The sequence below is a fragment of the Pseudoalteromonas sp. S1610 genome, assembly GCF_005887465.1.
In the GTDB taxonomy this organism is placed as follows: domain Bacteria; phylum Pseudomonadota; class Gammaproteobacteria; order Enterobacterales; family Alteromonadaceae; genus Pseudoalteromonas; species Pseudoalteromonas undina.
Window position 1 is genome coordinate 80663 of the sequence record NZ_PNDI01000010.1, and the last position, 20035, is coordinate 100697.

Below are 20035 nucleotides of genomic sequence, written 5' to 3' on the forward strand. Positions count from 1 at the left end.
AAGTTATTTATTTGTAAATAAAAATAATGACAACGCTGTCATTTGTGCTAGTATAAGATTCATACAGTATGACAGTCCGGCTTTATTTTAGTGTTTTGCAAAACGGTCGAACAACTTAAGAGGCAAAAATGATCACCAACAATATTAAAAACAATCAACTCTTTGTGGGGATCGATGGCGGCGGCACTAAATGTAAAGCAATTATCGTCAATAGCTGTAATAACATAGTCGGCACCGGTGTGGCAGGCCCAGGTAACCCGTTACATGGTTTTAATCAAGCAACTCATTCTATTGAGCAATCAGCGCGTTTAGCATTACAAGATGCAGGGCTTAAAGATATGCCTTTATCTGAGCTTATTGCAGGGGTTGGCCTAGCAGGGGTTAACTTACCAAGTTTGCATAATCAAATGACACAATGGCAACACCCATTTAAAGCCATGCACTTAACTACTGATTTACTTATTGCTTGTATGGGCGCTCATCAGGGCGAGGATGGCGCAGTGATGATTGCTGGCACTGGTTCGTGTGGATTTTCATACGTTAATGGCCAATCGTTTATGATTGGTGGTCATGGCTTTCCACATGGTGACAAAGGCAGTGGTGCATGGATTGGCTTTACTGCTTGTCAGTATGTGCTGCTTAGCCTAGATAAATTAATCCCAAGTGGTGCGCTTACTAACTTGTTAATGAAGTATTTAGAAGTCAGCGATGCAATGCAACTTGTTGAAGTGATTGCCAATAAGCCTGCAGCCTTTTTTGCGCAACTTGCAGGTTGTGTTTTTCAATCAGCACAGGCGAACGATGCCACAGCAATTGCCATTTTAAAAGAAGGTGGCGCTTATTTAAGCGACATTGCACGACAATTATTAGATAAAAACCCACCAAGGCTTTCGTTTATTGGTGGCTTATCAACCGTGATGACAACATGGTTAGACCCAGACATACAAGCTATTTTATCAGCCCCATTATCGTCACCAGAAATGGGGTCTGTACTTTACGCTAAACAACAGCACGTTAATTACAGCAGCCAGGAGTTATGATGTTTAACACACTAATGGAAAAAGAAGCGGCGCAAACGCCAAATGTTATTGAAAAGCAAATTATTGCCAACCAACCTTTAGTGGAAAAAATTGGTCATAAGCTTCGCGATATGGGCCCTAAGGTGGTTATGATGATTGGTCGCGGTTCATCAGATCATGCTGGTGTTTTTGGTAAGTATTTAATTGAAATTGAAGCGGGTGTACCGGTCAGTTCTGCAGCGCCATCAGTGGCGAGTGTATATGGTAAAACATTAAAGCTTGAAGGCGCTGTTGTGATTGTAATTTCTCAATCAGGACGCAGCCCAGACATTCTTGCCCAGGCAAAAATGGCGAAAGAGGCAGGCGCTTATTGTATTGCGCTGGTTAACGATGAAGCGTCACCTCTACAAGACATAGTCGATGATTTTGTTCCTCTTAAAGCCGGCGATGAAATTTCGGTGGCGGCAACAAAAAGCTATTTGGCAACGTTATCAGCCCTAGTACATATTGTTGCTAATTGGACTCAAAATGAGTCATTATTACAAGGGCTTGACGAGTTACCTAGCGCGCTTAATGCCATTATAAATTCGCCAACTCAGTTACAACCTACTGAGTTTGCAAATATTAAGAATATGGTGGTGTTGGCACGTGGTTTAGGGTTTTCTATCTCAAAAGAAATGGCACTTAAGCTTAAAGAGGTGTGTGCTATTCATGCTGAGTCATTTAGTAGTGCGGAGTTTTTACATGGTCCGGTGACTTTAGTTGAGCAAGGGTTAGTGATTTTAGATTGTTTGGTTGAAGATGAAACCAAAGAGTCACATCAGCAGCAAATTGCTGAGGTCAAAAAACGTGGTGCACAAGTGATTAGTCTTAATCAACAAGGTATTAAAGTACACCCGCGATTAGCGCCATTTTTAGTATTACAGCGTTTTTACCTTGATGTGGCAAAAGTGGCATTAAGCCGTGGTTTTAATCCTGATGAGCCAAAGGGGCTTAAAAAAGTAACAAGGACATTATAAATGTCAGTTAAACGAATTCATGTAGCCCAGTTTTTTGATGGCGAGCACTTTGTTAACGACAAAGTGCTGAGCGTTGATGCGGGTATTATTACGGCAATAGATGATAACGTACAGCAGGCAGATGAGCACCTAACGGGTTTAGTCGCACCTGGCTTTATTGATCTACAAGTTAATGGCGGTGGCGGTGAGTTGTTTAACCGTACTAGCAGTGTTGCAGGGGTTAAAAAAATACTGCTAGCACATGCCAAATACGGTACAACTGCTATGCTGCCAACGTTAATTACTGACACCGTAGAAGTAATGCGCCAAGCAGCCGATGTAATTGCTAAGGCGATAGCTCAAAAAACGCCAGGTATTATTGGTATTCACTTTGAAGGGCCGCACTTATCAGTGGCAAAAAAGGGGGCTCACAGCGCTGATTTTATTCGTCCTATTTCTGAACAAGAGTGGCAGGTGTTATCTCGTCAAGATTTAGGTAAAGTCGTAGTCACCTTAGCGCCTGAAAATGTACTACCAAGCGATATTACCAAAATGCGCGATTTAGGGATTCAGGTTTGTCTAGGTCATACCAATGCAAGCTTTGAACAGGCTCAACAGGGCGTTGATGCTGGGGCAACCGGATTTACGCATTTGTATAATGCTATGTCACCACTACAAGGGCGTGAGCCGGGAGTGGTTGGCTGTGCATTATTAAATGATGATACTTATTGTGGCTTAATTGTTGATGGCCATCATGTTGATTACGCAGCATGCCAACTGGCATTAAAAGCAAAACCCATAGGGCACGTGTTCTTAGTTACTGATGCGATGCCACCAGTGGGAACAGATGACACTCAGTTTGCTTTTTTTGACCGAACTGTCAGCTTAGAGAATGGTAAACTCACCTCTACAACAGGCGAGTTGGCCGGCTCTGCGCTTGATATGGCAACCGCAGTTAGAAACACTGTGATTTATTTAAAACAGCCATTAGCGCAAGCGCTTAAAATGGCGAGTTTATATCCTGCTCAGTATTTAAAGTTGCCTGCCACACACGGGCGATTAATACTGGGTAGTCCAGCAGATTTTGTACAATTAAACACACAACAACAAGTCATTAGCACGTGGATTGGCGGCGCTCGGGTTTGTTAACAACATAATAAATATAAATAAAGGAAAATAACATGACAACCAATGTTATGGATACGTCCAAAAATAGTAGCGTGGTCCCCATGGCCATTGTTGCGGTATTATTTTTTATACTGGGCTTTGCTACTTGGCTTAATGGCTCGTTAATGCCTTACTTAAGTCAAATTTTACAATTAACCCCATTTCAAGGGTCGTTAATTTTATTTTCCTTTTATATTGCGGTCACATTTACTGCGCTGCCCTCGGCAGTATTGATCAAAAAGGTCGGCTACAAAAACGGTATGGCATTGGGGATGGGCTGTATGATGTTAGCAGGCTTAATGTTTATTCCTGCTGCTATGTCGCAGTTTTTTCCTTTGTTTTTACTAGCGCAGTTGGTAATGGGCGCAGGGCAAACCTTATTACAAACCGCGGTTAATCCGTATGTAGTACGTTTAGGGCCAGAAGAATCGGCTGCTGTACGTATTAGTATTATGGGGATTTTAAATAAAGGCGCAGGAGTTATCTCACCGATGGTTTTTACCGCCTTAATTTTAAGTAACTTTACCGGTACGGTAGGCACAGAGCTAAGCCAAGAGCAAGTTGATGATATGGCAAATGGTCTTATTTTACCTTACTTAGGCATGGCCTTATTTATTGGTGTATTAGCTTTTGCGGTTAAAAAGTCTCCGCTGCCTGAGCTTATCAATGATGAAGTAGAAGCAATAAACGACAAAGGTGAAATTCGTGAAACACTCTCTCATCCAAACTTGGTGTTAGGTGCTATTGCTATCTTTTTGTATGTTGCGGTAGAGGTTATTGCTGGCGATACCATAGGTACTTTTGCACTATCGCTGGGTATTGAAAACTATGGGGTAATGACTTCATACACTATGATGTTTATGGTGTTTGGTTATATTTTAGGTATTTTACTTATCCCTAAATTTATCTCTCAGCAAGCGGCCTTAACAGCATCGGCTGTATTGGGTATTGTGATCACCCTGTGCATTTTGTTTATTGATGCGCAGTCGTATGTTATTGCCAATGCCATACTGGTGCCTTTAGGAGGCGCTAATTTACCAGATGCTTTACTGCTAATTGCCTTTTTAGGCTTAGCAAACGCCATTGTTTGGCCGGCGGTTTTCCCACTTGCGTTATCGGGTTTAGGCAAACTAACCAGCACAGGCTCAGCACTGTTAGTAATGGGTATAGCGGGAGGTGCATTTGGTCCGGTGTTATGGGGCTTACTGAGCGGCTTTACCTCGCTACAAACTGGCTACTCTGTATTGTTACCTTGTTACTTATTTATATTATTTTATGCCGTGAAAGGGCATAAAATGAAAAAGCAATAACATCCACCAGCTATCCCTAGCTCAGTGCACTTTGCAGTATAAAGTGCACTGATTATTAGGGCACTTTATCAGCTTAAGCGTGTTACCTTGAGCTTTATTCTGCCAGCATTCGCCCCATAAAAACGACTTAAATCATTAGCAAATGGACAAAATTCTCCTGATTTTTTAATGGTTATTTCAACGCCTTCGGCAATTTCAAATGCATGGTCATCGCTTTGGCCAATTGTTCCTATTAAGCTAAACCACTGCGCCGTGGCTAAACGCCTAAATGGCTCAAGTAATGCCATAGGGATTTCTTTAACGCCGAGTTGCACATTATCGCGATGCCAGCCAGAAGGAGGGCACTTTACACCATCGTCATACCAAAATTGGTTAGGGTAAGGAGTAAAGCGATACGTTGCATCTTGGGCAAGCATTAAGCCGGTAGCATTGTAGGCTTCACTAGCGTACACCATCACATCTTTGCTTTGATTAACACTCAGTAAGCTCATATTTTGATTGGCGAGCATTATATGAGCACTTAGCCCCATAAAGTTTAGTGTACTGTCATCGCTGTAAATCATTTTATAATGTATATTTTTTAACGATTCAGGGCGATAGCTGGTTAGTTTATTAATTCGCTGTGCAACACTGTGATGTATTAATGGAGCGTTGTGGCTAATTTCATCGTTAATTAATACACAGCACTGCCTATCAACCAGCTTGAAAAATGGGTTTAACCAAAAGTAATTTTGTTGATGACTTAGCGCCAGTGGATCGGGAATAACAGTCACATCGTCTTGGGCAACCAAATTACTCTCAGGTAAAAGGTTTTCATAGTCTATGTCATGACTGGTTAATAACGAAACCGATAGCGGCTGAGCAATGAGCCACTCAAGCGCATAACGCAGGCAAATATCGGCAAGCCCATCGCGATAGTAGCCTCCTCCTACATCGGAGTGGGCTCCTGCAAACCACAGCTCGGTAATGTTAGCTTGTTGATTCATTAATGTGGGCTCAAAGGCCCGTCGTTTCTCATCAAGCGCAACACAATGCAGGGCCCCAACTACATTATTGGCAATAGTATGGTTTTCAAAAACCACATGCTCTGCGCCACGGGTCGCTTTATTTATCTTTGACAGGCCAATTGAGGCCACGGTGTCAAAAACACACAAATATACTTGCTCATTTATTAATGGCTCTAGGCATTTAGCAAAACGCCTTGCTAATGCAGCGCCTCTGCTAAAACCGGTAAGTAGAACAGTATCGCCACTTTGATAATGCTGCTTAAAATCTGTGATAGCCTGAGTCAAAATGCTGGCCACATCTTCAGAACGTGGGGCAAGTGTTTGATTTAAAATTCGTTTTAAACGACTGCCTTTGGTGCCTATGCCTTGGTAATAAAAGCTTAGTTGCTGTGAAAATGGGGTAGTGGGTGAATCATCAAGTTTACCGCCGAGCAATAAGTGTAGTTTTAGAATATTAGAAATACTGGCGTCTTCTTTAAAATGCTCTGTACTGAACTGATCTGCGTCGCGGGGTTCACTGCCGGTACCATCAAAATTAAAAATAAGCGTTTTAAAGGTCATTACTAAATTCCGTGAGTGGTTTATGTAAATTTATATGGGAATTGTGAAAAATTAAAGACGGCGGTAATAAATATTTGTTTAATCTTATTTATTACCGCGACTGATGTAGCTATTTAACCTGAAATCTAGTTAAGAGATTTACTAACATATTTAATCAAAATGATATTTATGTTTATTATCCGGAGTTCAGGTTATTTAGTGTAGTTTCATTTTTGGGCGAACAACACGCAGCACCTTTTCGCTGATCCACAAAGCAAAGGTTTTGGCACTGCCGTGGATAGCGCGCTGATGCATTCTATATAGTGAAATATACATAAAGCGGGCAATTTTACCTTCAATAAAAAAGCTACTACTGGTTAGGTTACCCATCAAGCTGCCCACCGTACTGTATCGCGATAAATTTACCAGTGAGCCATGGTCATTATATTCAAACTTTTTCAGGGGCTGCTCACGTAGTGTAGCAATTAGATTTTTTTCAACGCATTGCGCCATTTGATGAGCCGATTGTGCGCGTGGCGGCACTTGAGTCCCATCGTCTTGGGTAAACGCGCAGCAATCACCAAGCACATAGATTTGAGGGTCTAGGCTACTTTGTAAGTAATCATTCACTTTTATTTGATTGCTACGTGTCAGCTCAAATATGTCTAGCTCTTTAATGAAGTCAGGGGCTTTTACCCCTGCTGCCCACACCATAATATCCGCATTTATTTGCTCGTCATTATTAGTGATAAAACCATGCTCGGTTGCTTGTTTAACTTGGGTGTTTTCTCGTACGGTAACCCCTAATCTTAATAATTCACGTTTAGCTGAGCTGGCAATTCGCTCAGACAACGCAGGTAAAATTCTGGGACCCGCTTCAATCAAATGTATGTGCAAGCGTTTCGCCGACATATTGGTTAAACCGTATATTTTGAGTAAATCAGAAACATGATACAACTCAGCTGAGAGCTCAACGCCAGTTGCCCCACCGCCAACAATAGCAATGTTTAATGAATGCAATGGGTCGTCGTCTTGATGAAGGCGAGTAAAGTTATCTAGTAAGGCGTGTTGAAAACGCTCGGCTTGTTGGTTTGAATCAAGGTAAAAGCAATGGTCTCTAATACCCGGGGTGTTGAAGTCGTTACTGACACTACCAATGGCAATAACTAAATGATCATAGTGAACGGTTCGTTTAGGTAATATTTGATGCCCTAACTCGTCATATAGAGGGCTTAAGGTAATGGTTTTATTATTGTTATCGAGGTTACAAAAGGTACCAAGTTGGAAGTTATAGTGGTGCTTGGCCGCATGCGCTGAGTATACAACGCCATCTAAATCGGCATCAATAGAGCCGGTTGCTACTTCATGCAATAACGGTTTCCATATATGAGTGCGATTTTTATCAATGAGTAATATATTTGCGTGTTGTTTCTTTCCTAATTTGTGCCCTAATTGAGTTGCTAGCTCCAGCCCACCAGCGCCACCGCCTATGATGACAATTTTTGGTATGGTTTTGTCCATGACTATGCCCTTAAAAATAATATACCGAAGCAATTTCTGTACGTTGATTTTTAAAATGACTTGGGTATCAAAAAATTATTTTGGCAAAGCATGCTTTTATAAGACTATAGTGTGCGCCTAATTGAAGGATATGTCAGCAATAAATCCAACGATATGCTGTATACTGATATGCAAATATTTCATCTACTGCGCATTTACAGTATTTATGGGCACCGACATAAAAAGGACGCTTTTATGAGTACCTCGCTAGTTCAGTCTCTTGAGCAACATTTTGGTTTTAATCAGTTTAGAGCAGGGCAACAACAAACCATAGAGCAATTGCTAAATGGCCAATCATCACTGGCTATATTCCCAACTGGATCGGGTAAATCCTTGTGCTATCAACTTACTGCGTTACATTTACCGCATTTAACCTTGGTGGTATCGCCATTATTAGCGTTGATGAAAGATCAAATAAGTTTTTTAAACAGTAAAGGCATTTATGCCGCAAGTCTTGATTCAAGCCAAGATCAAATGCAAAGCAGTACGGTAATGAACGACGTGCGCAGTGGTAAAATTAAAGTGTTAATGGTGTCAGTTGAGCGCTTTAAAAACGAACGTTTTAGAGAGTTTATTAGCCAAGTGGCACTTTCTATGTTGGTGGTAGACGAAGCGCATTGTATTTCTGAGTGGGGTCATAACTTTAGACCCGATTACTTAAAGTTACCGCGTTACCGTGAAGAGCTAAATATTCCGTTAGTGCTACTATTAACCGCCACCGCTACTAAAAAAGTTAAACGCGATATGGCAGAGCGATTTGCTATTGATCCACAATGCATTGTGCAAACGGGGTTTTATCGCGCTAATTTAGATTTAAATGTGCTGAGTGTTAAAACGGCTGATAAAAATACTGAGCTTACTGAAATTGTCCGTGCGCAAACCGGCCCCGGTATTGTGTATGTCACGCTGCAGCAAAGTGCTGAGCAAGTGGCCAATATGTTAAGCGCACAGGGCCTGCAAGCGGTGGCGTATCATGCAGGGCTTGAAGACACCCTACGCGGGCAAATTCAAGATGATTTTATGGCAGGAAAAATAAATGTAGTGGTCGCCACTATTGCCTTTGGCATGGGGGTTGATAAATCAGACATTCGTTTTGTAATTCACTACGATTTACCTAAATCAATTGAAAACTACAGCCAAGAAATTGGCCGTGCAGGACGTGATGGCAACCCATCGAATTGTTATACGCTGGCTAATCTAGATGGCTTAAATACAGTCGAAAACTTTGTGTACGGCGATACCCCAGAGCTCAGCGGTATTGAATATGTTATTAACGATATTCGCCAAGCTCAACAGCAATGGGAAATGCAAGAATATAGTCTTTCTAGCGAAAGTAATATTCGCCAGCTTGCCCTTAAAACCTTACTGGTACAATTGGAAATGCAAGGTGCAATAACCCCGCAATATGCGTACTACGCCGATTTTAAGTATAAATTTCTAGTGGATAAAAATGAGTTGCTTAATCAGTTTGATCAGCAGCGCCAAGCTTTTTTAACGCAAATATTTAGCCATACCGACTTTAAAAAAATATGGGGTACACTTAACTTTGACTCTCTAACGCAAGCCGCACAGGTTGACCGTAAACGTGTGGTAGCCGCACTTGATTACTTAGCAGAAAAAAACCTTATCACCCTTGAAACCAAACGTATTACTCAAGTGTACAAAGTGCATAGCGAGGTGATTAATAACCCTGCACTTGCCCAGCAGTTACATGATTATTTTACCGATAAAGAGCAAGCAGAAATAAAACGGATTGCTGCTTTGGTGCGCTTTTTTGAGCTGCAATCTTGCTTAAGCTATAACTTAGCCCGTTACTTTGATGATGCGAATGCGCCACAGCAATGTGGGCATTGTAGTGTGTGCCGTGGACATGCGGTCAAACTTGAATACTCAATCACTCCTGCAAAGATTGATACAGCGCTTATATATCAAAAGGTGGATGAGTTTTTGGCACATATGGCAACGAAAGGGGTGCATAATGTTGGCATTGAAACCCAATGTCGGTTTTTGGCGGGAATGAGTGTGCCGCTATTTGCACGCAATAAAGTACGCCAACTAAGTGGTTTTGCATTGTGTGAGCAACAGCGCTACAGCGAAATTAAAGCAATATTGCTATCAAGGTCGGCGCCTAATTAATATTAAAAAATCAGTATAAAATAAAAAGTGTTAATTTTTTGTTTCTTTTTCTCGCTTTACTATACTCAATTTGGCTATGACGGCCATTATAATAATGAGGTGATCAATGAAACTGCAAAAAATTATACTATTGGGGGTATTTGTATCAGCAAGTAGTTATGCTGAAATTAATATTTCAGGTTTCGCGAGTATTAATGCGGGTAAAGTGCTTAGTGGCACCGGTGTACCGCAATATGGCGTTGAACCAACCTTTCTAGCGGACTATCCAAATGTAAGTGCCTACACTGAAGATTTATCCTTTTCGCCAGAGTCTTTGATTGGATTACAGGTATCAGGGGACTTAGGTGAAGGCCTTTCTGTAACTGGTCAGCTAGTTGCCAGAGGAGTTAACGACTTTGAGGCAAATTTTGAATGGGCTTATATTTCTTACGATATTAACGATAATTGGACTGTTCAAGCTGGTAAGAAGCGTTTACCACTATTTTACTACTCAGACTTTTTCGATGTAGGTTATGCATATGTATGGATGCGGGCCCCTGCTGACAATTATACATGGCAAGTATTTAACTACGAGGGGGTTAATTTACTTTACTCAGGCTCTGTAGGTGACTGGGGAGTATCTGCAAATGTTTATACCGGTAAAGAAGATGATGACGATAACAAACTGTTATCAGACTTCTTCTTTCAAGAGCCGACAAGAGAAATTTGGGAAGATATGTTAGGCGGCGTACTGTTACTTAATCGTGACTGGCTCGAACTAAGAGTGACCCACATGCAATATACCAACAAGCGTTTTCGCGCGGGTGAACCCGTTTTGTGGGATGGTAAAGACAGCAGAGATGGTAAATTTTATGGCTTAGCTGCAAACCTTGATTTTGGTGATTTTTTTGTTTTAAGTGAACTGAACCGCTTAGACCTAGATGGTAATCTCGATACTTATATGATCAGTGCGGGCTATCGTTTTGATTCAATTACACCCTATGTCATGTTTTCAGACTTTGAACAAGAAGGTGAGGGTGATACAGAGCAGCATAATACATTTGCTGTTGGTGTGAGGTGGGATTTTCATCCGTCAGCGGCATTTAAAGTGCAATACGATAGAGTCAAAGATGATTCGTTTGATTTAGCTGTGGCCGGTGATAGTAAAGCAATCACCCTTGGTGTCGATGTTGTATTTTAAGGAGAAGTAAAATGAAAAAATTAATATTATGTGTAATATTCTTGTTTACTAACTTCGCCTATGCAGAATTTGCTATTATCGTGCATCCTTCAAATGAAAGTAGTTTTGATGAGTCTGTTATTAGTCGAATTTATACAGGAAAAGAAAAGTCATTTAGCAATGGCAATAAGATCATTCCAATATCTCAAGAACCAAGCAGTGCTGCAACCGAGCAATTTAATAGTAAATTACTCAATAAAACGTCTTCTCAGTTAAAAGCATATTGGTCAAAACTGATTTTTACAGGAAAGGGCACACCGCCTAAAGAGTTAGAAAATGACAGTGAAGTAATCAAAATGGTCGCAGCGAACCCTGACACCATTGGCTTTGTTTCTTCATCAGCAGTATCGGATAACGTTAAAGTGGTTTTCACTTTTTAATCTACAACTAATAAGCGTGCTGATTAACCAGCACGCTTTTTTAGTAATTGGTTAATTACATTATGACGATATTTAAAATCTGACAGTTATTTTACTGTCACCGCTGCCTCGCTCGTGTATCCTATAGGTTGTATACCATTTATCAAAAGTCTGTATGTCAAACTCAATCATTGCTGTTGAAAATATCGATACAACCGCCGTCACTTGTGCTAATTGCCAAGCGTGTTGTTGCCAATTAGAAGTGCGTATTGTTAGTGATACCGGTGTCCCTTTTCAGTATATTGATTACGATAAATGGGGCAGCGAAGTAATGAAGCGCGGCGACGATGGTTGGTGCCAAGCACTCGATAGAAATACGTTAATGTGTACTATTTACGAAAATCGCCCATTAACGTGTCGAGAATTCGAAATGGCGTCTGATGAGTGTATTACCGAACGTGAATACGCGGGTATTTAAAATGCGGGCTGATTTACCCGCGTTAGTGTTGTTAACCAATAGAGAGTTGCGCGCTTGGGTATCTTAGTTTTTTAGTGCGTGGACTTGCTAAAAAGTAGGCGAGAGTGAGCGGGCCTATTCTGCCCATAAACATTAAAAACATAATGATAAACTCCCCCAGCGGTGATAACGATGACGTTAAACCGCGTGAAAGCCCTACAGTACCCAGTGCCGATACCGCTTCAAAAGCAACATCTAAAAAAGGTGCATCTTCAACGACCAGTAATGTAAAAATAGCCAACCAAGTGACTCCCGCTGAAATAACGGTTAAGGCTAATGCTTTATACACTGAATCTTTGTCTATTTCTCGGCGTAACACGGTGACGCCTTTGTCACGTCTTAAGTAGCTATAGGTTGCTAGTATTAAAACGATAAATGTAACGACCTTTATGCCACTTGCTGTACTCAAAGAGCCGCCACCGATAAACATAAGCATCATAGTTAAAGCGGTACTGGCATTTTTTAATTCTTCAATAGCAATGGTATTAAACCCCGCAGTACGGGGAGTAACGGCTTGAAACCAAGCTGCTAGCCATTTACCTACTTCAGATAACGGCTGCAGTGTTTTTGGATTATCGTATTCAATTGCGTAAATAAGCAACAATGCAATAACGTTAATAATAACAGTGCTGATCAGCATTAATTTACTGTAGGGACTGAGCTTAGCCCAACGCTTTGACTTATATAAATCTGTTAATACGGTAAAGCCAAGGCCACCAATAATAAACAAACAGGTAATTGTTAAATTTACAACGGGGTCTTCTACATACTGTATTAAGCTGTTAGGACTTAATGCAAACCCTGCATTGTTAAAAGCGCTAATAGTATAAAAAAGTGCATGAAAAAAGCTTTTTTGTAAGCCCATTTCGGGTAGCCAATACAGCGTTAAAATAATAATGCCTACAGATTCAACGATTAGCGCAAACAGCAAAACAGACTTAGCGGTATTTACCAAAGTAGATGTATCTGTTTGATTAAAAGCAGCTTTAGTCACTGTTTTTTGAATAAAGCCAACTTTATTACCCAGTGCCATTAAAGTTACAACCGCAAAGGTCATTAAACCCAGACCACCTAGTTGAATTAATAGCGCAATAACGCCTTGTCCAAAAGGAGTAAACACTGAACCAGTATCGACTACAACTAATCCAGTTACAGTCACCGCAGAGGTTGCTGTAAACGCACTTTGTATCCATGAAATAGGCCCATAGGTTGCAAAAGGTAGTTTTAACGCCAACGCCCCTAGCGTTATTAATATTAAAAAACTACAGCAGAGAACAAGCGGTGGAGCCGCATTGAGTTTTTTATGCCCACTGACTTTTCGCTCAATAGGCGTTTTGAGGGGATGCCATAAAACCATGATTATAAAAGCCTTGGAGCTAGATAGTTTAATTCGACTCGGCTACCTGATAACAGTAAGGTGTCGTAGGTAAGTAACTCAAAGTCATCATCAAGTTTGGCAAACGTTTGCTTGGCGCGCTTAACCAATAATGGGTCTACAGTGCGTTTCATTTCTTTTAGTAAATGCCCTAGTTTTGTTTTATGTAAGTGCGCTTTTATACTTACTTCAACAACGTATATGCCATTGCCTAGGGAAATATAGTCGTTCACTACAGGGTAATTAAGCGCTTGTGCAACTCGCACGCCCATTTCTTCTTCAGGATGAATAATGCGTGTTACACCTAATTTAGAAATAATTGTGTGATGGGCTTTAGTGCTCGCTTTTACCCATATTTGCTTAACAGCTAGGTTTTTTAATGCAAGGGTGCACAGAATGCTCGATTGCATGTCTTCTCCTATTGCCACTAAAACGGCCTGACTGCTCGCTAAATCAAGCTCTTTAAGTGCGGCTTCATCAGTGGAGTCGCAAACAACGGTTTCTGATAAATGCTCAACATATTTTTCAGCTAGTTTAGGGTTACTATCAACCCCAGTGACTGTATGCCCTAAATGAATTAACTCAAGGCTTGCTGCAATGCCAAATCGACCCAATCCGATCACTGTAAAATGTGCCATGTTGATACCTAAATTAAAGTTAAAAGAGAGAAGTGGTAAAGTTCATCTGGTCAATAAACAGTTAATACATAGGCTGTGAGCATCACTATTTTTATCCAACCCAACATACGTATTACTCCTTCTGCTGAAGTTAGAATATGAGTTATTAAAGTAACAATGTAGGTAGGCGTTAAAAGCTTTATAAAGATTTAACGAATCAGATAAAAAACTTTATAAAAACTTTATAGAGGCAATATCGAAAAGGCAGTAATCTAGGTTCTCAAATGTTAGAGGAATAATTAATGAATCAGGCAGAGGCTAAACCACGTTGGTATAACGCATTGTTTTTGGCAGTAATAATGCCATTAATTGTGGTTATTGCCATTTACCCTGTACGTAATTGGTTTACTACCACCGATATCGTGATGCTTCAGTTATTGTGGGTGACTTGGGTTGCTGTGCGCAGTAATCGTCGTCTTGCCATACTGACCACCTTAGTGAGTGTGGCGTGTACAGATTGGTTTTTTGTTGCCCCTAATTTTACTTTTCATATTGAAAACATAGAATATTTAGTAACCTTTATGGTTATGCTGATTGTTGGTTTTGTGATCAGCCAATTGGCAGGGGAGCTCAGTACTAAAGTTAGGGATGTGCAATTACATGCAAGTAATAGTCGCACCTTGTACGAACTGGCCAAAGACTTAAACAGCCTAGATACGCTGGATGAACAAAAAAAGCACTTTGTGCAGCGGATCAGCAAGCATTTAAACGCATCTTGTACATTTACACCTGCAGCATCGCAGGGCAATAGTGATTTTATATTGCTTAGTGAAGTTAACCCTAGCTGGGGCGGGTTTAATTTTACTAAACGGTTAACGCAAGGGCAAAAATCCTTTGCGGACACCGCTATTTCGCTTCTTTATCAGGTACATGAAAAAACGTTATTACGCCAACAGTCGGCTGCTATTTCGGTGCAAGCGGAATTAGAGCGCGCTAAAAATGCACTTTTACGCAGTTTGTCTCACGATTTACGCACACCACTGGCGACTATTATGGGCGCATCGAGCATGCTTGCAGATGATGAGATTACCCTCAGTGACAGCGTGATAAAAGAGCAAGCGAGTAATATTTATGAGCAAAGTAAAATACTAAATGAGCACTTTGATAAAGTAATGGAGTTAAGCCGAGTTAATAAAATGGGTGAAAATCTAAGTTGGCAAACAATAAACTTACAAGCACTACTTAGTGAAGCTAAAGCTAGAAGACAGCAGCAACTCACTGATTTTATCATAAATACCAATATAGACGCTCAGACAACATGCAAAGGGGATGTGACTTTGTTAGAAATTGCGCTGGCTAATATGCTCGAAAATGCATGGCGTTATGGTGATAAAAAGGTGAGCGTTGAATTTACGCAAAGTACTAATCAGCAAAAGGTAGTTTATCAGTTACTTCTAACTAATAACTTGGTAATTAAAGGGCAAACAAGTAACGATGAAGGCGTTGGGTTAGGCAGCATTATTTGTGATGTGGTTGCTAAATTTCACCAGGGCACATTTACATTAACAATTAATAACGAAGCAAATATGGCGCACGCAAAGTTAATCTGGGAAAAAAGTAATGACTAAAATCTTGATATTAGAAGATTCTCCCCCTCTACAAAGCTTTTTAAAAACCTTGTTGCAAGCCAGTGGTTACGAGCTAAGTATTTGTGATAAAGGGTTAGATGGTTTTGCACGTTTAAGTGAGCAAAGTTACGATCTTGTATTGTTAGACTTAGGCCTGCTAGATATGGATGGTCAAGACTGGTTAATTGAGTTTCGACAATGGAGTGCCTTACCTGTTTTAGTGCTATCAGCTCGAGATGGCGAAGTTGAAAAGGTCACTGCGCTTGATAATGGGGCAAATGACTATATTACCAAACCGTTTAGCGCCAATGAGTTGCTAGCCCGGATTCGGGTTTTATTACGTAACCAGAGCCAGCCGAGTGTGGCATTTACCTGCGGGAATATAAAAATAGATCCACAAAAGCACAGAGTAACCTCTTCTGGAAATGAGATAAAACTCACTAAAAAAGAGTACGCAATATTATTATTACTGTTTCAAAATAAAAATACAGTACTTACCCATAATGCAATCTTAAGCCATATTTGGGGAGCGCAGTACATAGACCGTCCTGAATACGTACGAGTCCATGTGGCACAGCTCAGACAAAAATTAGAGGCTAACCCCGCTAGTCCAAAATATATCTTAACTGAACCAGCTGTGGGTTATCGATTGGCCGATTAAAAATAAAAGTTTTGCAGAGTGTTTTTGTCTTTAAACCATACCCTATTTAACAATCTTATCTACTAGGCAGCTGGTATTTTAATACCCTGCTTTCACATTTATTTCTACACAATTCATTTGCCTAGAAAGTTTTTATAGTCTAATTTTTAAGCTTACTACTTCAAATCCTCAGGACATTGGCTTGCTTGTTTAAGCCTAAAATTATGCGACTAACACTCATACATTCTTTGCAAGGAAAAATGCTGCTGTATTTGGCATTGCCCGTTATGCTCATCATCGCGGGTATTTTGAGTTACTGGTATTCAACCAGCCTTAATCAGGCTGTTATGCAAGCAAAGCTTAACTTGAGTCAGACCGCCGATACTATTTCTGCAAAAGTAAATGAAGAGACGCAATTGGCAGTACGCACTACCGAAATTATGGCCTTAGCACAGCAAAATGGGTTGTTTGGTGATAGAGAGGCAAGTATTAATTTTGTTCGTGCAGTGCTTAAAATGAATCCTTCATTCGTGGGGGCTTCTTTTGGTTATGAGCCTAATGCCGATAATCAAGATCAAGCCTATATTAATGCTCCGTCATTAAAAGAAGGAGTTTATGTAAATCAAACCGGTCGTTTTTTACCTTATTGGCACCGTGACTTTAATGATTCTGAACGCTTGTTACTTGAGCCCTTGGTGGACATGGAATCTAGTCTTTATTATGAGGGAGTACGCCAACAGTTTTTACGTGATGGCAATACAGAGACGATGATCACTGAGCCCTATGTTTACGAGGGAAGAATGCTGGTTGAACAAAGTTCGCCCATTATCATTAATGATAAATTTGTCGGTATGGCAAGCGTAGATAGAGCGCTCGCTGACATCACTGAATTCTTGCAAACCATAAAGCAGCAATTAAAAATAGATGTTTTGTTACTCAGTCAGCGCGACAACGTGATTGCAACGACATTAAATCATTCAGGATTAAAAACGAAGGCCATTTTAGATACAGATTACGCAAGTATAGCCAAACAGCTAAAGTTACAGGGGCAAGAAAGAGAGATACTATCTGCGAACGATCCTTTTGATTCCGGGGTTTTCTATTTTGATAAAGCCAAGGTTGCCACTGGTAATTGGACAGTGATAGTGCGCCGCTCTGAAGCCGATATTATTGGGCCTATTCAAGCGCAATTTAAACCATTACTGGCAGCGGCTTTTGCAAGTGTATTACTGGTTTTTTTACTCTTTTGGTATTTTATTAACCGAACAACTAAGCGTATTAATATTGCTATTAAATCTGTTGAACAGTTAGCTAATGGCGATTTATCCATTCATGTTCAAAAATATATGACTCAAAATGATGAGCTTGGCACTATGTTTAGAAGTTTTGAGCGTTTAATTAAAGCCAGTAAAGATATTGATCAGGTTTGCTCTGCGATTGCAGCAGGTGATTTTTCTAAAACAGTTTCAAAGCGCGGTCCTTATGATCGTTTAAGTGATTCTATTAATTTAATGTCGAGTAAACGCCACGAGGCAGAGCAGGCTCTAGTTGAGCAAACCATAGAGCTTCGTCGGACTCAGCAAGAGCTTGTTGAAGCAGAAAAAATGTCGTCACTTGGAAGTTTAGTTAGTGGTGTAGCCCATGAGGTGAATACGCCGCTAGGTGTTTGCGTAACTGCGACGTCGCATTTAAGAGAAATGCTGATTGAAACTAAAAACAAGGTGGCTTCTGGCTCCTTGAGTAAAACGCAGTTTAGTGAGTTTATTAGTGAAGTTGATTTAAGTTGTGACATTTTACTAAAAAATATGCAGCGCGCCGCAGGTTTAATAAGCAGTTTTAAACGTGTTGCGGTTGATCAAACAACCGAAGAATTACGTAATTTATATATAAGTAGTTATTTAAATGAGGTGCAAAAAAGCCTTTACCATACCCTCAAAGCAACACCCGTTGACATTACTATTAGTGCGAAAGAGCCTGAGCCTGAAGTGTATTCTGATCCTGGTGCTTTAGCACAAATCTTCACTAATTTAGTAATGAATTCAATTATTCATGGTTTTAAAAATGGCAGCCAAAAAGGGCAAATAAGTGTTCATATAGACTACTCAGATTCTGTTTGCATTCATTATCAAGATAACGGAAGAGGCATGACTGAAGAGGCAGAAAAAAAAGTATTTGATCCTTTTTACACCACAAATAGAGCAGGTGGTGGCAGTGGTTTAGGAATGAACATTGTGTACAACCTTGTTGTACATCGCTTAAAGGGGCAAATTTTTATAAAGGAAAAACAATCAACGGGAGTTTATTTTTTTATTCAATTCCCCTTAACGCTACCGAATTAATAACTAGTAGAGTGTGTTTATGGATTGGTTACAAGATGATGAAGTTGTAAAACAAGCGGTCGACAGCAAGCATGTTGAACCATGGAAAATCTTAGTGGTTGATGATGATGAATCTGTACATCAAGTAACTCAACTTGCAATGAAGCGCTTTGAATTTGAGCAACGACCTATTGAATTACATAGTGTCTACAGTGCGGCAGAGGCCAGAGAGAAACTACAAAGCTCAGAGCGCTATGCATTAATTTTATTAGATGTAGTAATGGAAACTGAGCATGCAGGATTAGATTTTGCACGATTTGTTCGCCAAGACTTACAAAATGTATATAGCCGAATTATTTTACGCACAGGTCAGCCAGGGGTTGCGCCAGAGCGCAGTGTTATTCGCGATTATGATATTGATGGTTATAAAGCGAAGAGCCAACTGCAAAGCCAAGATCTTGAATTGATTTTTTATACCTCTTTGCGCGCCTATCGCGATATTTGTATGCTACAAAACCATCGGCACAACTTAAAAAGGCTAATAATAGCAATTTCTACTATTACCCAAATTGGTGACTTGGTTGAGTTTACCTCTGTTGTAATGGAAGAGCTAAAACTAGTACTGAATATGAGCTCCGCCAATTTGTATATTGATGCGCCTAAGGTCTTTGGTATTTGCCAGTTAGATGAAAAGCTGCAGATGATTGAGGGAGAGCTTTCTGGCATACATTTATTCACGGGCAATGGAATTGACAGTATTCCACAAAAACATCAAGAGTATTTTTTAAGGGCAAAGCAAACTAAGCAGAATTTTATAGCAGAAGATCATTATGTTTATTTTCATCATTCGCAAAAAGGTTTAGATTCCATCTTAGCGTTTCAGTCGCTGCAGCCGGTAAAAAAAGAAGCTCAACAGCTAGTAGATTTATTTTTGGGTAATGTAGTACTGACCTTTGAAAGCCTCTTATTAGCTAATTCAATTGAAGAAACCCAGCAACTGGCTATTTCACTAATGGGAGGAGCGATGGAGTCACGCTCCAAAGAAACCGGCTCACATGTAATCAGGGTTGGTTTATATGCAAAACTATTAGCGCAGCTAAATAATCAAAATCAATCATACTGCGATAAAATTAGTTTAGCAGCACAGTTACACGATGTAGGAAAGGTGGGAGTTCCAGATTTAATTTTAAATAAGCCAGCTAAATTGGATGCTGATGAATGGGAAATTATGAAACAGCACACCACAAAAGGCTGGGAAATCCTCAAAGGAACAGCTAATCCTGTAATTGATATGGCTGCTAACATTGCAATTGATCATCACGAACGTTGGGATGGAGCTGGTTATCCACACGCAAAAAAACAGCAAGAGATCAGTTTAGAGGGGCGAATTACTGCGATTGCTGATGTATTTGATGCGTTATGTTGTCGTCGTTGTTACAAAGAGCCTTGGAGCATGGATGAAGCAAAGGCGGAAATAATTAAAGGCGCAGGTAATCATTTCGATCCGACGTTGGTTGAATTATTTGAATTGAATTTTAATGCGTTTAAACAAATTTATTTAGACAGGCCTGAGTAACGAGGTTGTCGCTCTGATTGCGTTAGCCACAATCAAAGCGAACATAAAA

Annotated in this window: 16 protein-coding genes; 12 read left to right on the forward strand and 4 right to left on the reverse strand. The window is 40.3% G+C overall.

Annotated features, from left to right (window positions below; all coding sequences use genetic code 11):
- Positions 1–128: 128 nt before the first annotated feature.
- Genes nagK through nagP form a run of 4 tightly spaced genes read left to right on the forward strand, consistent with a single transcriptional unit; the run spans position 129 to position 4494 of the window.
- Positions 129–1040 (forward strand): N-acetylglucosamine kinase, encoded by a 912-nt coding sequence (nagK, locus tag CWB77_RS05145; protein WP_075170065.1) that lies wholly within the window; start codon positions 129–131, stop codon positions 1038–1040.
- On the forward strand, positions 1040–2038 hold the full coding sequence (gene nagB-II / locus CWB77_RS05150) for a glucosamine-6-phosphate deaminase NagB-II (RefSeq protein WP_138621641.1): 999 nt from the start codon (positions 1040–1042) through the stop codon (positions 2036–2038). Before nagK ends, nagB-II begins: the two co-directional genes overlap by 1 nt.
- Entirely contained in the window at positions 2039–3166 is a 1128-nt protein-coding gene (gene nagA, locus CWB77_RS05155) for an N-acetylglucosamine-6-phosphate deacetylase (RefSeq protein ID WP_138621643.1), read from the forward strand.
- Positions 3167–3198: 32 nt separating this feature from the next.
- Positions 3199–4494, forward strand: a complete 1296-nt coding sequence (nagP, locus tag CWB77_RS05160; protein ID WP_138621645.1) for an N-acetylglucosamine MFS transporter NagP — start codon at positions 3199–3201, stop codon at positions 4492–4494.
- 68 nt (positions 4495–4562) lie between these two features.
- Here nagP and CWB77_RS05165 read toward each other — a convergent pair whose 3' ends face one another.
- Together CWB77_RS05165 and CWB77_RS05170 are read right to left on the reverse strand one after the other, a co-directional pair.
- Entirely contained in the window at positions 4563–6062 is a 1500-nt protein-coding gene (locus tag CWB77_RS05165) for a phospholipase effector Tle1 domain-containing protein (RefSeq protein WP_138621647.1), read from the reverse strand.
- 195 nt (positions 6063–6257) lie between these two features.
- Entirely contained in the window at positions 6258–7562 is a 1305-nt protein-coding gene (locus CWB77_RS05170; protein WP_138621649.1) for an NAD(P)/FAD-dependent oxidoreductase, read from the reverse strand.
- 234 nt (positions 7563–7796) lie between these two features.
- On the opposite strand from CWB77_RS05170, the gene CWB77_RS05175 reads away from it, so the two are divergent.
- The 4 genes from CWB77_RS05175 to CWB77_RS05190 all read left to right on the forward strand — a co-directional run bounded on the left by CWB77_RS05175 (position 7797) and on the right by CWB77_RS05190 (position 11793).
- Positions 7797–9737, forward strand: coding sequence for a RecQ family ATP-dependent DNA helicase (locus tag CWB77_RS05175; protein ID WP_138621651.1), 1941 nt, complete (start codon positions 7797–7799; stop codon positions 9735–9737).
- A gap of 106 nt (positions 9738–9843) precedes the next feature.
- Positions 9844–10917 carry a porin gene (locus CWB77_RS05180; RefSeq protein WP_138621653.1) on the forward strand — a complete coding sequence of 358 codons (1074 nt, stop codon included), beginning with the start codon at positions 9844–9846 and terminating at the stop codon, positions 10915–10917.
- Between the two features lie 11 nt (positions 10918–10928).
- Positions 10929–11336: a substrate-binding domain-containing protein gene (locus tag CWB77_RS05185; RefSeq protein WP_075170061.1), complete on the forward strand. Its 408-nt coding sequence runs from the start codon at positions 10929–10931 to the stop codon at positions 11334–11336.
- Between the two features lie 154 nt (positions 11337–11490).
- Positions 11491–11793 carry a YkgJ family cysteine cluster protein gene (locus CWB77_RS05190; protein ID WP_171043253.1) on the forward strand — a complete coding sequence of 101 codons (303 nt, stop codon included), beginning with the start codon at positions 11491–11493 and terminating at the stop codon, positions 11791–11793.
- A gap of 31 nt (positions 11794–11824) precedes the next feature.
- Here CWB77_RS05190 and CWB77_RS05195 read toward each other — a convergent pair whose 3' ends face one another.
- Positions 11825–13189, reverse strand: a complete 1365-nt coding sequence (locus tag CWB77_RS05195; RefSeq protein ID WP_138621655.1) for a TrkH family potassium uptake protein — start codon at positions 13187–13189, stop codon at positions 11825–11827.
- Between the two features lie 2 nt (positions 13190–13191).
- On the reverse strand, positions 13192–13845 hold the full coding sequence (locus CWB77_RS05200; protein WP_054201435.1) for a potassium channel family protein: 654 nt from the start codon (positions 13843–13845) through the stop codon (positions 13192–13194).
- A gap of 281 nt (positions 13846–14126) precedes the next feature.
- On the opposite strand from CWB77_RS05200, the gene CWB77_RS05205 reads away from it, so the two are divergent.
- The 4 genes from CWB77_RS05205 (at position 14127) to CWB77_RS05220 (ending at position 19986) form a co-directional block, all read left to right on the forward strand.
- Positions 14127–15452, forward strand: a complete 1326-nt coding sequence (locus CWB77_RS05205) for a DUF4118 domain-containing protein (protein ID WP_138621657.1) — start codon at positions 14127–14129, stop codon at positions 15450–15452.
- Positions 15445–16113: a response regulator gene (locus CWB77_RS05210; RefSeq protein WP_138621659.1), complete on the forward strand. Its 669-nt coding sequence runs from the start codon at positions 15445–15447 to the stop codon at positions 16111–16113. The genes CWB77_RS05205 and CWB77_RS05210 overlap by 8 nt, the downstream gene beginning before the upstream one ends.
- Positions 16114–16316: 203 nt before the next feature.
- A complete protein-coding gene (locus CWB77_RS05215; protein WP_248527144.1) occupies positions 16317–18431 on the forward strand; it encodes an ATP-binding protein in 2115 nt (704 codons plus the stop codon).
- A gap of 19 nt (positions 18432–18450) precedes the next feature.
- The gene (locus CWB77_RS05220) at positions 18451–19986 is read left to right on the forward strand and encodes an HD domain-containing phosphohydrolase (protein WP_010389475.1); all 1536 of its coding nucleotides are present in this window, start codon (positions 18451–18453) and stop codon (positions 19984–19986) included.
- The last annotated feature ends 49 nt before the right edge of the window (positions 19987–20035 follow it).